Source organism: Streptomyces sp. NPDC086989 (assembly GCF_044745505.1).
In the GTDB taxonomy this organism is placed as follows: domain Bacteria; phylum Actinomycetota; class Actinomycetes; order Streptomycetales; family Streptomycetaceae; genus Streptomyces.
Map to the genome: position 1 here is coordinate 12,017 of NZ_JBIVAL010000029.1, position 14,170 is coordinate 26,186.

The 14,170-nt window shown below is 71.1% G+C and carries 11 protein-coding genes, 2 pseudogenes and 2 riboswitches; of the genes and pseudogenes, 7 read left to right on the forward strand and 6 right to left on the reverse strand.

Translation table 11 applies throughout. The features are described from left to right. The first annotated feature begins 58 nt into the window (after window positions 1–58). From ACIPK4_RS37715 to ACIPK4_RS37725, 3 genes are all read left to right on the forward strand, one after another. Window positions 59–433 carry an ArsR/SmtB family transcription factor gene (locus ACIPK4_RS37715; RefSeq protein WP_402321832.1) on the forward strand — a complete coding sequence of 125 codons (375 nt, stop codon included), beginning with the start codon at window positions 59–61 and terminating at the stop codon, window positions 431–433. Beyond that, window positions 430–1,170 (forward strand): aquaporin, encoded by a 741-nt coding sequence (locus ACIPK4_RS37720; RefSeq protein ID WP_402321835.1) that lies wholly within the window; start codon window positions 430–432, stop codon window positions 1,168–1,170. Before ACIPK4_RS37715 ends, ACIPK4_RS37720 begins: the two co-directional genes overlap by 4 nt. A gap of 85 nt (window positions 1,171–1,255) precedes the next feature. Then, on the forward strand, window positions 1,256–1,612 hold the full coding sequence (locus ACIPK4_RS37725) for an arsenate reductase ArsC (protein WP_402321903.1): 357 nt from the start codon (window positions 1,256–1,258) through the stop codon (window positions 1,610–1,612). 281 nt (window positions 1,613–1,893) lie between these two features. Here ACIPK4_RS37725 and ACIPK4_RS37730 read toward each other — a convergent pair whose 3' ends face one another. The 3 genes from ACIPK4_RS37730 to aceA all read right to left on the reverse strand — a co-directional run bounded on the left by ACIPK4_RS37730 (window position 1,894) and on the right by aceA (window position 5,731). Beyond that, entirely contained in the window at window positions 1,894–2,766 is an 873-nt protein-coding gene (locus ACIPK4_RS37730; protein ID WP_402321837.1) for a 3-hydroxybutyryl-CoA dehydrogenase, read from the reverse strand. After that, window positions 2,763–4,355 carry a malate synthase A gene (gene aceB, locus ACIPK4_RS37735; RefSeq protein WP_402321840.1) on the reverse strand — a complete coding sequence of 531 codons (1,593 nt, stop codon included), beginning with the start codon at window positions 4,353–4,355 and terminating at the stop codon, window positions 2,763–2,765. The genes ACIPK4_RS37730 and aceB overlap by 4 nt, the downstream gene beginning before the upstream one ends. A gap of 89 nt (window positions 4,356–4,444) precedes the next feature. Beyond that, window positions 4,445–5,731, reverse strand: coding sequence for an isocitrate lyase (aceA, locus tag ACIPK4_RS37740; RefSeq protein WP_402321841.1), 1,287 nt, complete (start codon window positions 5,729–5,731; stop codon window positions 4,445–4,447). A gap of 373 nt (window positions 5,732–6,104) precedes the next feature. Here aceA and ACIPK4_RS37745 point away from each other — a divergent pair, with 373 nt between their 5' ends. Next, the gene (locus ACIPK4_RS37745) at window positions 6,105–7,508 is read left to right on the forward strand and encodes a short-chain fatty acyl-CoA regulator family protein (RefSeq protein WP_402321906.1); all 1,404 of its coding nucleotides are present in this window, start codon (window positions 6,105–6,107) and stop codon (window positions 7,506–7,508) included. Between the two features lie 9 nt (window positions 7,509–7,517). On the opposite strand, the gene ACIPK4_RS37750 is transcribed toward ACIPK4_RS37745, so the two are convergent. Beyond that, on the reverse strand, window positions 7,518–8,432 hold the full coding sequence (locus tag ACIPK4_RS37750; protein ID WP_402321844.1) for a cobalamin-binding protein: 915 nt from the start codon (window positions 8,430–8,432) through the stop codon (window positions 7,518–7,520). Window positions 8,433–8,480: 48 nt separating this feature from the next. Beyond that, window positions 8,481–8,666, forward strand: a riboswitch (cobalamin riboswitch). 191 nt (window positions 8,667–8,857) lie between these two features. Between ACIPK4_RS37750 and ACIPK4_RS37755 the strand changes: the two are divergent. Next, window positions 8,858–9,151: pseudogene (locus tag ACIPK4_RS37755) on the forward strand (aldehyde dehydrogenase family protein); the annotation flags it as partial. Here the strand turns inward: ACIPK4_RS37755 and ACIPK4_RS37760 are convergent. Then, window positions 9,144–10,286: pseudogene (locus tag ACIPK4_RS37760) on the reverse strand (5-methyltetrahydropteroyltriglutamate--homocysteine S-methyltransferase); the annotation flags it as partial. The pseudogenes ACIPK4_RS37755 and ACIPK4_RS37760 sit on opposite strands and share 8 nt — an antisense overlap. Before the next feature lie 91 nt (window positions 10,287–10,377). Then, window positions 10,378–10,533: riboswitch (cobalamin riboswitch) on the reverse strand. 209 nt (window positions 10,534–10,742) lie between these two features. Between ACIPK4_RS37760 and ACIPK4_RS37765 the strand changes: the two are divergent. Both ACIPK4_RS37765 and ACIPK4_RS37770 read left to right on the forward strand, forming a co-directional pair. Next, window positions 10,743–10,886, forward strand: a complete 144-nt coding sequence (locus ACIPK4_RS37765; protein WP_402321847.1) for a hypothetical protein — start codon at window positions 10,743–10,745, stop codon at window positions 10,884–10,886. A gap of 1,439 nt (window positions 10,887–12,325) precedes the next feature. Continuing rightward, window positions 12,326–12,658, forward strand: a complete 333-nt coding sequence (locus ACIPK4_RS37770) for a hypothetical protein (RefSeq protein ID WP_402321850.1) — start codon at window positions 12,326–12,328, stop codon at window positions 12,656–12,658. A 666-nt stretch (window positions 12,659–13,324) separates the two neighbouring features. Here ACIPK4_RS37770 and ACIPK4_RS37775 read toward each other — a convergent pair. Beyond that, window positions 13,325–14,050, reverse strand: a complete 726-nt coding sequence (locus ACIPK4_RS37775; RefSeq protein ID WP_402321853.1) for a dienelactone hydrolase family protein — start codon at window positions 14,048–14,050, stop codon at window positions 13,325–13,327. Between the last annotated feature and the right edge of the window lie 120 nt (window positions 14,051–14,170).

Here is a 14,170-nt window from a genome sequence, read left to right on the forward strand (position 1 = left end):
CATTGATGTTCCTCGATGCAAGCTTGCGCCTTGGATCGAAGGACGTCAACATAGAGACATGTCGAAACAAGAGCTCGTGGTGCTCGGGCAGGACCCCGAAGGGTGCTGCGGCCAGCTCGCGGCCGCCCCGCTGGACGAGGACCAGGCCGCCGACCTGGCGAAGGTGTTCAAGGCCCTGGGCGACCCGGTCCGGCTGCGCCTGCTGTCGATGATCGCCTCCCGGGACGGGGGCGAGGTCTGCGTGTGCGAGCTGACCCCGGCCTTCGAGCTGTCGCAGCCGACGATCTCCCACCACCTCAAGCTGCTGCGGCAGGCCGGCCTCGTCGACTGCGAACGCCGCGGGACCTGGGTCTACTACTGGGCCCTGCCCGCCGCCCTGGAGCGGCTCGCCGCAGTCCTCAAGGCCCCGCAGGCAGCCGAGGTGAAGGCGTGAGCGAAGACTTGGCGCCGCTCAGACGCCGCGTGGCAGCCGAGGCGGTCGGGACCGCGCTGCTGGTGGCGGTCGTGGTCGGATCCGGCATCCAGGCCACGGAGCTGTCACAGGACGTCGGTATCCAGTTGCTGGCCAACTGCCTGGCGACCGTGTTCGGCCTCGGGGTGCTGATCGCGGTGTTCGGCCCGGTCTCCGGCGCCCACTTCAATCCCGTGGTCACCCTCGCCGCCCACCTCACCGGCCGCCGCTCCGGCGACGGTCCGTCCCTGCGGGAGGTGGCCGCGTATGTGCCCGCCCAGATCGGCGGTGCGATCGCCGGCTCGCTCCTGGCCAACGCCGTCTTCGGCCAGCCCCTGCTCTCCCTCTCCACCCACGACCGCTCCGCTCACCACCTGTGGCTGGGCGAGGTCGTCGCCACGGCCGGACTGCTGCTCGTGGCCTTCGGCCTGAACCGGACCGGCCGGGCGAACCTCGCCCCGGCGGTCGTGGCCGCGTTCATCGGCGCGGCGTACTGGTTCACCTCCTCCACCTCCTTCGCGAACCCCGCGGTCACCATCGGCCGGGCCTTCACCGACTCCTTCGCCGGCATCGCCCCCGCCTCCGTCCCCGCGTTCATCGCCGCCCAGCTCCTCGGCGCCGCCGCCGGCCTGGGCCTGCTCGCCCTCGTCTTCGGCCCGTCCCCCCGGCAGACCGCCGACGAGCCCGCGCCGATCACCGCCGTCCCCGCCGCCCGCTGAACCTCCGGAGCCCCCTGCCGTGAACCCGTCACCCGCCCGCCCCTCCGTACTCTTCGTCTGCGTCCACAACGCCGGCCGCTCACAGATGGGCGCCGCCTTCCTCACCCACCTCGGCGAAGGCCGCGTCGAGGTCCGCTCCGCCGGCTCCGCCCCGGCCGACACGGTCAACCCCGCCGTGGTCGAGGCCATGCAGGAGGTCGGCATCGACATCTCCGCCGAGACCCCCAAGATCCTCACCGTGGAGGCCGTCCAGGCGTCCGACGTCGTGATCACCATGGGCTGCGGCGACGCCTGCCCGTACTTCCCCGGCAAGCGCTACCTCGACTGGACTCTCGACGACCCCGCCGGACAGGGCGTCGCCGCCGTCCGGCCCATCCGCGACCAGATCGAACAGCGCATCCGCGGCCTGCTCGACGAACTCGGAATCCCGGCCACGCGCTAACCGACAGACCCTGGCCATCTGGCGAGAGGCCACCGGGCAGTAGCGGCGGCCGAATCGAGTACGGCGTGAAGCGCGCCTCAGGTCGGCCCGGCTTGTCGGTGCAGGGCAAGCTCGCCGAGCGGGAGCCGTTCGCCGTCGGCGATCTCTGACATGCCGATGCCACGGAAGCACTGCCTGGCATCCCCAGGTCGTTCATGCAAGGGGTGCGGCGGACACCACTCCGCCGTACCCCTTTCCACCACGCTGCCGGGACCCTCAACCCGGCCGCGGTACCGGGTCTCTCAGCAGTCCCGGTCGTAGGTGTGGAACCCCCGGCCGGTTTTCCGGCCCAGCAGTCCCGCCTGCACCATCCGCATCAGAAGCGGGGGCGGGGCGTAGAGGGGTTCCTTGAACTCGTCGTAGAGGGATTCCGCGATGGCAGCGACGGTGTCGAGGCCGATGAGGTCGGCGAGCTTCAGCGGGCCCATCGGGTGGGCGCAGCCGAGCTCCATGCCGGCGTCGACGTCGGCCGTGGTGGCGAAGCCGGATTCGGCCATCCGGATGGCCGAGAGCAGGTAGGGGACGAGGAGGGCGTTGACGACGAAGCCGGCCCGGTCCTGCGAGCGGATCGCCGTCTTGCCCAGGGTGTCCCGGGCGAAGGACTCCACCGTCTCCAGCGTGTCCCGGGAGGTGTGCAGGGAGGAGACGACCTCCACCAGCGGCAGCACGGGCACCGGGTTGAAGAAGTGCAGCCCGACGACCCGGTCGGCGCGGCCGGTGGCCATGCCCAGTCGCATGACGGGCAGGGAGGAGGTGTTCGTCGCGAGGATCGCCTCACGGTCCTCGACGATCTTGTCCAGGGCCGCGAAGGTCTCGGTCTTGACGTCCGCGTTCTCGGTCACCGCTTCGATGACGAGCTGCCGGTCGGCAAGGTCGTCGAGGCTGCCGGAGAAGACCAGCCGGGCGAGTGCGTCCTCGGCGGAGAGCCGGTCCAGTTTGCCGCGCTGGACGGCCCGTTCGAGGGAGACGGCGACCCGTTCGCGGGCCGCGCGGGCGGCGGTGGCGTCGGCCTCGCAGACGACCGTGTCGAGTCCGGCGCGGGCGCAGACCTCGGCAATTCCCGCGCCCATCTGGCCGCCGCCGACGATGCCGACCCTGCGGAGGTTGGTGCTCATGACCGTGCCTGCGGGATGCGCACGAGGTGGCGGGTGTAGGCGTCGGGGGTGAAGAAGAGGGGGAGTTCGGCGGCCAGGGCGGTGCGCTCGAACAGCTCCCGCACCTCGTCGACGGCTGCCCAGGGGTGTTCGGCACCGAGGGCGGCGAGTTCCTCGTCCAGTATCCGGAGCACCGTGTCGCGGTCCAGGATCCGGTGGCGCAGCCACTGCCAGATCTGGACGCGGGCGATCTCGGCGGTGGCGGCGTCCTCCATCAGCCCGTAGAGGGCAACGGCGCCCTGGCCGCGCAGCCAGGCATCGAAGTACCGCAGCGCGACGGCGACGTTGGTACGCACTCCCTGTTCGGTGGGCGGGCCGCTGATCCGCCGTACGGAGAGCAGGTCCGAAGCCCCGACCTGGACGTCCTCCCGGGTGCGGTCGAGCTGGTTCGGACGCTCGCCCAGGACCCCGTCGAAGACCTCGCGGCAGAGGGGGACCAGGCCGGGGTGGGCGACCCAGGAGCCGTCGAAACCGTCCTCGGCCTCGCGCTCCTTGTCCAGGCGCACCTTGGCGAGGGCCGCATCGTTCGCTTCGGGGTCCTTGGCCGTCACGTGGGCGGACATGCCGCCGATGGCGTGGGCTCCCCGCTTGTGGCAGGTGCGGACGAGGAGTTCGGTGTAGGCGCGCATGAACGGTGCGGTCATGGTGACCTGGGCGCGGTCGGGGAGCTGGAAGTCGCTGCGATGACCGAAGGTCTTGACCAGGCTGAAGAGGTAGTCCCAGCGGCCCGCGTTGAGACCGGCGGAATGCTCGCGCAACTCGTAGAGGATCTCCTCCATCTCGAACGCGGCCGTGATCGTCTCGATCAGGACGGTGGCGCGGACCGTGCCGTGGGGGATGCCGAGGAGGTCCTGGGCGAAGACGAAGATGTCGTTCCAGAGCCGCGCCTCGTACCGGTTCTCCAGCTTGGGGAGGTAGAAGTACGGGCCGTACCCGGCGTCGATCTGGCGCTGCGCGCAGTGGAAGAAGTACAGGCCGAAGTCGACCAGCGGGGCGGACACGGGCCGGCCGTCGAACTCCAGGTGCTCTTCCAGGAGGTGCCAGCCCCGGGGCCGGACCACGAGGGTGGGCAGGTTCTCGCCGAGACGGTATTCCTTGCCCTCGGGCGTGGTGAAGTCGATCCGGCGTTCGATGGCGTCGAGGAGGCTCAGCTGGCCGCCGATGACGTTTTCCCAGGTCGGCGCGGTGGCATCCTCGAAGTCGGCCATCCACACCCTGGCGCCGGAGTTGAGGGCGTTGACGGCCATCCGCCGCTCGGGCGGGCCGGTGATCTCCACCCGGCGGTCCTCCAGGCCGGGGGCGGGCGGGGCCACGCGCCAGGTGCGGTCGGCGCGAATGCCGGAGGTCGCGATCGGGAAGTCCAGCGGGGATCCGGTGGCGATCCGGATCGCCTGGCGGCGGCGCTCCTTGAGCAGATGCTCGCGGCGCTCGCCGAACGCCTCGGCCAGGCGGCCGATGAAGTCGAGAGCCTCCGGGGTGAGGATGTCGTCGTGGCGAGGGCCCGGCGCCGCGAGGACCCGGACCTGGTGGGTGGTGGCGGTGGTGGTCATGCGGTCTCCTGACGGGTGAGGCCGGGCCGGACGGAGACGGTTCGTCCGGCCCGACCTGTCGCGGGCGGCGAGAGGCCGGGCTGGCGTGTTTAGTGGAACTGCTCTTCTTCGGTGGAACCGGCGAGCGCGGTGGTGGAGGAGGCCGGGTTGACGGCGGTGGAGACCAGGTCGAAGTAGCCGGTGCCGACCTCGCGCTGGTGCTTGACGGCGGTGAAGCCCTGCGCCTGCGCGGCGAATTCACGCTCCTGGAGGTCGACGTAGGCGGTCATGCCGTGCTCGGCGTAGCCGCGGGCGAGGTCGAACATGCCGTGGTTGAGGGAGTGGAAGCCGGCCAGGGTGATGAACTGGAACCGGTAGCCCATCGCGCCGAGTTCGCGCTGGAACTTGGCGATCTGGTCGTCGTCCAGGGCGGCCTTCCAGTTGAAGGACGGCGAGCAGTTGTAGGCCAGCATCTGGTCCGGGTACTGCGCGTGGATCGCCTCGGCGAACTCGCGGGCCTGCGCGAGGTCCGGCGTGCCGGTCTCGACCCAGATCAAGTCGGCGTACGGGGCGTAGGCCAGGCCGCGGGCGATGACGGGGGCCATGCCGTTGCGGACGTGATAGAAGCCCTCCGCCGTGCGCTCCCCTGTGGTGAACTGCGCATCGCGCTCGTCGACGTCGCTGGTCAGGAGGGTGGCGGCGAGCGCGTCAGTGCGTGCGATGACCAGCGTCGGGGTGTCCGCGATGTCGGCCGCCAGGCGGGCGGCGTTGAGGGTGCGGATGTGCTGCGAGGTCGGGACGAGGACCTTGCCGCCCAGGTGGCCGCACTTCTTCTCGGAGGCCAGCTGGTCCTCGTAGTGGATGCCGGCCGCGCCCGCCGCGATCATGGCCTTGGTGAGCTCGAAGGCGTTCAGCGGGCCGCCGAAGCCGGCCTCGGCGTCCGCGACGATCGGCGCCAGCCAGTCCGTCGTGTCGGTGCCGCCCTCGGCGGTGGCGATCTGGTCGGCGCGCAGCAGCGCGTTGTTGATACGACGGACCACCTGCGGCACCGAGTTGACCGGGTACAGGGACTGGTCGGGGTAGGTGTGGCCCGCCTGGTTGGCATCGGCGGCCACCTGCCAGCCGGAGAGGTAGATCGCCTGGAGTCCGGCCCGCACCTGCTGGACCGCCTGGCCGCCGGTGAGCGCGCCGAGGGCGTGGATGTAGTCCTGCTCGTGGAGCTGGCGCCACAGCCGCTCGGCGCCGCGCCGGGCGAGGGTGTGCTCCTCGCGGACGCTGCCGGAGAGCCGGACGACGTCCTCGGCGTTGTAGGTGCGCTCGATCCCCGCCCAGCGGGGATCCGTGGCCCACCGCTGCTTGAGCTGCTCGGCCGCCGCCGTCGTGTTCGTGTCTGCCATGACCGTCACCGTCTCCATGAATCGCTTGGTCTGCCAACGCGCTCGTTCATCACGACGAGTCGATGGCACTCTGTGCCGCGTATCGGGGTGGTGGCCGCCGGGTCCCGGGGTGAACTGAGCAATGTTGCTGGTCAGCCGAGTGTGGACTGCCGGGATCGCCGACGTCAGGACATAAGTCGTGCCTGGAGTGTCCCTCTCGACTGCCGGGGTCCGGCGGCCGCAGAACAGACTCTGACAGCGGCACGCAGTGCCATCAATGAGGGACGTATGCCAACTTCTGCGAATCTTCTGCGCCTGTTTTGCCAAGGTTGCGAAGGCGGCAAATGGCAGGATCATGCGTAACCTGGAGCCGGTCGAAGCCGGAGGAGTTCAGGTGGGCAAGACGTACGCGGGTGCGCGGCTGCGGCGGTTGCGCGAGGAGCGCCGGATGAGCCAGGCCGAGTTGGCCCGGGTCCTGGGCATCTCGCCGAGCTACCTGAACCAGATGGAGCACGACTCGCGCCCCCTAACGGTGCCGGTTCTGCTGCGGCTGACCGAGGCCTTCGGCGTCGACCCCGGGTTCTTCTCCGAACGGGACACCAGCCGCCTGGTCGCCGACCTGCGCGAGGCCCTCGCGAACGAGGTCGCCGAGGCCCGGGTCTCCCCCTCCGACCTGGCCGAACTGGCCACACGGATGCCAGCCGTGGCCGCCGTCCTGCTGGACCTGGGACGACGCAGCCAGCTCCTGACCGAGCGCTTGGCGGACACCGCGGACGGGCGGGACGGCGGGCCGGCGGCGCCGCGTTCACCGCACGAGGAGATCCGCGAGTTCTTCTACCGCCGCCAGAACTACCTCCATGACACCGACCTCGCCGCCGAGGCCCTCGCCCGGGAGCTCGGTATCCGCCCCGGGGAAGTCGTCCGGGTGCTGTCGCGCCGCCTCACCGAGCACCACGGACTCCGCCTCGCCGCCGACTCGGACCGCCTCCACCACTTCGACGGCCGTACCCGTGTCCTGCACCTGTCCGGCCGACTGCGGCCGGGCCAGCAGGCGTTCCGGATGGCCACCCAGCTCGCCCTGCTGGAGTACGGGGCGGAGCTGGACCGGCTGGCCGCCGAGGACTTCTCCCAGGGCTCCCCCGCACACCGCCTGGCCCGGATCGGCATCGCAAACTACTTCGCCGCCGCGCTGATCCTCCCGTACGGCGCCTTCCACCAGGCCACCGAGGAGTTCCGCTACGACATCGAACGCCTCACCGACCACTTCGGGATCGGCTACGAGACCGTCTGCCACCGCCTCAGCACCCTCCAACGCCCCAGGCTGCGCGGGGTCCCCTTCTCCTTCGTCCGAGTCGACCGTGCTGGCAACATGTCCAAGCGACAGTCCGCCACCGGATTCCACTTCTCCCGCGCCGGCGGCACCTGCCCGCTGTGGAACGTCTACGAGGCCTTCGCCGCGCCCGGCCGCATCCACGTACAGATCGCCTCCATGCCGGACGGCCAGCGGTACTTGTGGACCGCCCGCGCCGTCACCCGGCACCGCGGCGGCTGGGGCGAGCCCGGCAAGACGTTCGCGATCGGCCTGGGCTGCGAGATCCGACACGCGCCCCGGCTCGTGTACTCCGACGGCCTCGACCTCGACAACGCCTCGGCAGCCACCCCCATCGGGATGGGGTGCCGACTCTGCGAACGGCTCGACTGCCCGCAGCGCGCGGTTCCGCCCCTCGGCCGCCCGCTCGCGGTCGACGAGAACAGCAGCACCTTCATCCCCTACCCCGTCGCCCACGACCGGGGGTGACCACAAGGCTCAGCCCAGCCGGCGCGCTTCCGCCGCGGTCACCGGGTCCCCCGCACGCACCCCGTGGAGCACGTGGGCGAGCACCTCGGCGCCGCGGACCACGCGGGGGCCCGGCCGGTTGAAGTACGCGGGGCCGTCCAGGACCCACACCTCCCCCGCGCGTACGGCGGGCAGCTCGTCCCAGCCGGGTAGCGAGGTGAGCAGGTCGAGCTCCGTCAGGGTCCGCTCGGGCGGGAAGCCGCACGGCAGGACGAGGACCACCTCCGGACGCGCCGCCCGTACCGCCTCCCACGTCATCGGTGTGGTGTGCTCGCCCGGCTCGGCCAGCAGCGGCTCGCCGCCCGCCGCGGCGATCTGTTCGGGTACCCAGTGGCCGGCGGGCCACAGCGGGTCGAGCCACTCGATGGCCACCACCCGGGGCCTCGGCCGGCCCTCCGTAAGGCGCCGCACCTCGGCGAGCCGGCCCCACAGCTCGGCGCGGCGCCGCTCGGCCCGCTCCCGTACCCCCAGCAGGTCGCCCACGGCGACCAGGCAGTCCAGCACGTCGTCGAGGGTCTTCGGCTCCAGGCTCAGGACCCGAGGCCCGGCGTCCATGACGCGCACCGCCCGGGTGACGCTCTCGTAGGAGACGGCGCAGACCTGGCAGAGGTCCTGGGTGAGCAGGACCTCCGGTGCGAGCGCGGCGAGAGCTTCGGTGTCCAGGGTGTAGAGCGAGGAGCCGGAATGCGCAGAGCCGCCGACGGCCTGGGAGATCTCCCGGCTGCTGAGTGCGTCCGCGTCGAACTCGGCGCGGGTGACGACGGGTACGGAGGCCACCGCGGCCGGCGGCCAGTCGCATTCGTGGGTGCGTCCGACCAGGTCGGCGACGAGCCCGAGGTCCGCCACGATGTCCGTGGCCGCCGGGAGCAGGGAGACGATGCGCATGCTCCGACTGTAGGCGCACTCGAGTGGCGGGTCTGGATTTACTAGGACGTCCAACTATATGTTCGTGGCACAAGGTCCGCGGTGCAGGGAAGCCGGTGCAAAACCGGCACGGTCCCGCCACTGTGACCGGGGAGTGTGCTGCCATCCACACGCCACTGACGAAGTCTGTCGGGAAGGCGGGCGGCACGCGGAGATCCGGGAGTCAGGATACCGGCCGCGGATGTTCCGTGTTGTCCACGAGGATGGAGCAGACACGCATGGCACCAGTTTGTACCCACGACCCTGGTGATCCGGCGGAGCGCACGCACACCACATCCGTGCGCTCGTAGTTCTCACGGCTTTCCGCAGCGGTGCACTCCCATCCGGGTGCCGTGCGCCGGTTCGCCGTGCCATCCCCGGATCCAACCTGACGAGAGCAGGCATCCATGGTCCGTGAACTCACCCCTTTCATCGGGGGAAAGCACACCACCGGCACCTCCGGTCTCTTCGCCGACGTGTACGACCCGAACACCGGCACCGTTCAGGCCCGCGTACCGCTGGCCGGGCGCGCCGACACCGAGGCGGCGATCGCCAACGCCGAGGAGGCGCAGGCGGAGTGGGGCCAGTGGAACCCCCAGCGCCGGGCCCGCGTCCTGCTGCGTTTCCTCCAGCTCGTCGAGGGCGAGCGGGAAAACCTGGCCCGGATGTTGTCGGCCGAGCACGGCAAGACGGTCGCCGACGTGTCCGTGCCCTGAGCCAGGCCGCGGGCCAGGACGGCGATCTCCCGTGTCTTCTGCCGGGCGAATGCGAGCCATCGACGGATCTGCGGGTCGAGGTCGCGCTCGACGCCGGCGTCCAGCGGAACGTGCAGCAGGGAGCAGGAGGCGGTGACGTCCACCCGGTCGGCGAGGCCGAGCAGCGTGCCCAGGGTGGCGAGGGACTTCTGGTAGTCGTTGATCCAGATGTTGCGGCCGTTGACGACCCCCGCGACGAGCCTCTTGCCGGGCAGACCACCGACCGCCGCGAGGTCGTCCAGGTTGGCCGCCCCCGCTTCGGTGAAGTCGAGCGCCAGGCCCTCGACCGGAGCCTTGGCCAGCACGGGCAGCGCCTCGCCCAGCCGGCCGAAGTACGAGGCCACCAGCAGCTTCGGCCGGTCCGGGAGGCCGCCGAGGTCGCGGTAGGCGCGGGCGGCAGCATTCAGGTCGGCCGGGGTGCGGTCCTGGACGAGGGCGGGCTCGTCGAGCTGCACCCACTCGGCGCCGGCGGCGCGCAGGTCGGCGAGCACCTGGGCGTAGACCGGGAGCAGCCGATCGAGCAGCGTCAGCGGCTCGAAGTCCGCTGCCACGCCGGGAGCCGGCTTGGCCAACAACAGGTAGGTGATCGGACCGACGAGGACCGGGCGGGCCGTGTACCCGATCGTGACAGCCTCCCCCAATTCCGCCACCTGCTTGGCGGAGTTCGCGGTGAAGACGGTGTCCGGGCCGAGCTCGGGCACCAGGTAGTGGTAGTTCGTGTCGAACCACTTGGTCATCTCCAGCGGCGCCACGTCCTGCGTGCCGCGCGCCATGGCGAAGTAGCCGTCGAGTGCGTCCGTTCGAACCGCCTCGCGGTGGCGGGCGGGGATGGCGCCGACCATGACGCTGGTGTCCAGCACGTGGTCGTAGTACGAGTATTCGCCGGTCGGCACTTCATGGATGCCGCCTCGGCGAGCTGCTGCCAGTTCGATCGGCGCAGGCCGGCCGCGGTCTCCCGGAGGGCATCGGCGGTGGCGCGGCCCTTCCAGTAACCCTCGATGGCCTTCTTCAGCTCACGGTGCCCGCCCTGTCGGGAACGCGAAGGGGTACCGGAAACGGACGGTCTCACCCCGCGCGGCACGCACGGTCGACCGTCTCGCTGTGTACGCCGACCCGCCCACGAGGCCACCGGGATATCCGCACACGGCATCGGCCGGGCGCGGGCAACGGGCAGGTCTTCGGACTCGCGGGCACACCTGCCGGTCTCCAGGCGGGCACCTACTGGCCGTCGCTTCCCAGGACCGTTGTCCGGTCCCAGTGCGTATGACGGCGGTCGTTCCCACTCACCGCTGCGGGGCAGTCCCGGATTCCCACCGGGTTCCCTCTTACGACGCATCCCGCCTGGCGGACGGGGCGAACCAGCTGCACCGGCCACCCTAGGCCGGACGCTCGCTCAGCGGCGACCCGCTTCCACCATCCGGACGCCGAAACGAGACGCACCCAGCGAGACTCAGACCGGGGAACGCGCCGACGAGCGGACCCATCCGGCGCTCGCTGGCGTCGGTCCGATGAGCCGGAGGGCCTGGCACTGTGCCGGGTGAGCTGGATCACCGTCAAGCTGGGACCCTCCGGAGCTGCCCCTACCGGCAGGGCAGACCGAAACTGGGAGAAGGCCGCCGACTACCACGACTCGATGCGCGAGCGCCGGCTGGACCGGGGGCGGCTCGCCCCCCTCGGTTAGGGTTCTGCGCCGGAAGGCTCGCGTTTGAGGCGTGATCCGGGTGTCCTGCCCGGCGGCGATGCCGCGTGAGGCGGGAGCAGGGACCAGCCAAGCGCAGCGGTATCGGCAAGACGGCAACCGCGATCATGCGCAGGGCTGCTGCCGTCGGGTCCGTTGCCCGGGGACGGCGGTCTGAGCGACGCGCCCGGGGGTTCTCCGGGCGCCCAGGTCCCGGCTGGGGAAGTAGCCGAGTGAAGGCATCCGGATGCCGTACGGATCCGCGCGGCAGCCCGCTGTGCGGGCGGGCCTGCCCCGTGACGCCGGGGGGAAGGGGCGTCACGGGAGCGGGGCCCGCTTCGGAAGCCCAACCCCCACGGTGGCGCTTCCGACATGTATGCGTCTGACCCCGCTTCCGTCGCTCAAACCCCGGGCCTGGGAGGTCTTTCTGAGAGCACGTCACCCGGGCGTTGTCGTCGGGCCGCCCAGCAGGCGGATTGGCTTCTGCTGTTCAGCCGCTGCAGCGAGCGAATGCCATGCCGGGTGGTCCAAAGCACGCCGGAGCCTATGGCGGACCAGACGCAGATCGTGATCCATCCCGTGTCGCCGAAGGGCGGCTGCAAGATTTCCGTGTCCCGGGCCGGTCTCTCTGCAGCAGACCACCTTCTTCCGGGAGGAATAGCACATGACAGACATGGAATGGACGCGGACGATGCTTGACGATGCTCGAGCACGGACCGCGGACCGCGGACCGCGGGCCCGGATCGTGGCACGCCTCACGAAAGCCGTTTCGGACGCCCGGCTGGAGGACTCAACGCCCTGCCTCCGCTGCATCGTTGGCGACTTTCGGGGGCACGTCAACGGCTTCGCCTCCGCCTTCCGTGACCGCGCCGGTAAGTACCGGGACCCAGCGACGGACACCTTCCCAGATGCCTCGCGGCCTCCCTTCCTGCCAGCTGGCAAGAGACTCTGCCCCCGGTACTCCCTCGGTGAGCTCACCGAGGCCTGGCATGACCCGGGCGCCTGGCCCGGCATGTCCTGCGCGGGCGGAAGCGGCCTACCCGGCGGAGTCGTCGTTGCGGTGTCCGCCGACGAGCTGGTGGTACACGACCGGGACCAGGCCCGGGCCACTGGCCAGTCCCACATCGCCGACGGCCTGGCGCTGCGCGCCGCGCACGGCTTACTGCGGGCGGCCGTCGAGAGCTCGGACAGCGGCGAGGGCACCTTCGGTTGTGCCCGTACCGGACTTGGTCCCGCTTGTGGACCGCACCCTCGTCCTGAGCGGCCGCACCCCCCGTCCTGCGCCCATTGCCTGAGCCCCCCCGGCCTCTACCTGGGGTTCTGGACCGGTGGCCCGGAAGAATCGTTGCTCCGAAGCCGTATGTCCCCGCTTCGCGTGAACGCCTGCGCCCGCACGCCTCGCCTGGCACGGTCCACATGGAGTCCCATGGAGGAGGCACAGCGTGAACAACCGACGACGCGGGCGTCCCATCGGCAGGCTCGCGGTGGCCGGGGCGCTGGTGGCAGGGGCAGCCGCCGTGCAGGCCCCCGCCTCGGCGGCCGGAATCTCGTACGTCTGGCAGAACGACGCCAACGGCTGGGTGGCGATCTACAGTGCGCCGCACACCGGCACCACACCAGACCACTGGTCCAAGAGCGGCACCAAGTTCGCCATGAACTGCTGGCTGGACAACCAGGGGCAGCGCTGGTTCTGGGGGCAGATCTACGACACGGGCAGCTGGAAGTACGTCCGTGCCTCGCAGGTGCGCAACCAGATCTCCGTCCGGGCCTGCTGACCGAGGCCCCCGCCTGGCGTGGCGCAAGACGGGATCTACCCACGTGCGCAGCGGGCAGACCTCGTTCCTCTCGGGTCGGCGAGTACGGGCCGGCCTCCTCCCCGGTCTGGCCGACGTCGACCGGCGCCGAGCCCAGGGCGAGCAGCCGGGCTAGTTCGGCGTCCTGGTCTCGGTTGGTAAGGCTGAACGTCGATGTGCAGCGCGAGCTTCCCGCGGCGGGGTCGCGTCCCGCGCCCAGCATGTGTGGGCTTCGCTCCGCCGGATGCCTGCTCCGCGGAGCGGCTCGCGAACAGCCGGACCGTCGCCTGCGGCCGGGGAGTACGTTCGGGAGTACGGGGTGCGGCCTTGGCCACCAGGGCCGCGACGGGGCCGCAGTCCGACAGCGCCCTGCCAGGCGATGCACGCAGCCGGAGTCACTCGCCCGGTTACAGCGAGCTCTGGCGGCGTCCCGCCCTCCCCGGGCCGGCGACGAGCGCCTTGTGCTGGCCGTGGGGGCCCGGCACCGGCGCCCGCTCCGATGCCGAAGCGGCCGGACGTTAAACGACAAGCCCAAAGGCTCTGGTCCCCCGTCTGCGCAGCGGCGTCGGCACGCACGCTCGCAGCGTTGGTGAAAAGCCCCGGTCGACCGGCTTGGTTTGCGGTCCGGGACCGTGGTTGCCGACCAGATCACTCCGCTACGGGCAGGCACTCGGCGAGCAGGTTGACGACGTCCCGCCAAGCTCGCTGCGCGTGCTGCGGGTGGTAGCCGACCCCGGGGAGCACGGTGTGGTCGACCGATGGGTGGTGGAAGGCGTGCAAGGCTCCGCCGTAGACCGTGAGGCGCCAGTCGACGCCAGCAGCCTGCATCTCGGCGGTGAATGCGTCCCGTTGAGCGGGCGGCATGATCGGGTCTTCCGACCCGACCCCGGCCCACACCGGACAGGGGATGCGCGCCGCCTCGCCTGGTCGGCCCGTAGTAGTTGCGTTGACTGTCGCGATCGCGCGCAGGTCGACGCCGTCGCGCCCGAGTTCCAGTGCGATTGCGCCCCCGGTTCCGTAGCCGACGGCGGCGATCCGGTCGGGGTCGGTCCGCGGCTCGGCGTGGAGCACGTCGAGCGCCGCGTGGCCGATGCCTCGCATCCGGTCGGGGTCGGCGAGCAGCGGCATGCAACGGGCCAGCATCTCCTCAGGGTCGCTCAAATAGCGCCCTCCGTGGAGGTCGAAGGCCAGCGCGACGTATCCCACCTCGGCGAGCGCATCGGCCCGGCGGCGCTCGACGTCGCTGAGCCCCATCCCCTCGGGCCCGACCAGGACCGCGGGCCGGCGGTCGACACCGGCCGGGAGCGCGAGGTGGCCGATCATCGTCAGGCCGTCGGCCGCGTATTCGATCGTGCGCGTTGTAACCGTCGTCATGAGCCTGGACTGTAGTGATCGCCGAGCCCGATCGGGCCGGTGTTCGGCCGCTGGCAGAAGGCAGGTCTCTGGCGTCTTCCGGAGTCACCCCGTCAGCGGTCGGCCGAGCTTGTTCTTCAT

Coding starts and splice junctions, on each gene's coding strand:
- ACIPK4_RS37725 (WP_402321903.1), top strand. CDS start 1,256: ATGGGCGCCGCCTTCCTCACCCACCTCGGCGAAGGCCGCGTCGAGGTC.
- aceB (WP_402321840.1), bottom strand. CDS start 4,355: ATGACCACCACCGCCACCACCCACCAGGTCCGGGTCCTCGCGGCGCCG.
- ACIPK4_RS37730 (WP_402321837.1), bottom strand. CDS start 2,766: ATGAGCACCAACCTCCGCAGGGTCGGCATCGTCGGCGGCGGCCAGATG.
- ACIPK4_RS37750 (WP_402321844.1), bottom strand. CDS start 8,432: ATGCGCATCGTCTCCCTGCTCCCGGCGGCCACGGACATCGTGGCGGAC.
- ACIPK4_RS37775 (WP_402321853.1), bottom strand. CDS start 14,050: ATGACGACGGTTACAACGCGCACGATCGAATACGCGGCCGACGGCCTG.
- ACIPK4_RS37715 (WP_402321832.1), top strand. CDS start 59: ATGTCGAAACAAGAGCTCGTGGTGCTCGGGCAGGACCCCGAAGGGTGC.
- aceA (WP_402321841.1), bottom strand. CDS start 5,731: ATGGCAGACACGAACACGACGGCGGCGGCCGAGCAGCTCAAGCAGCGG.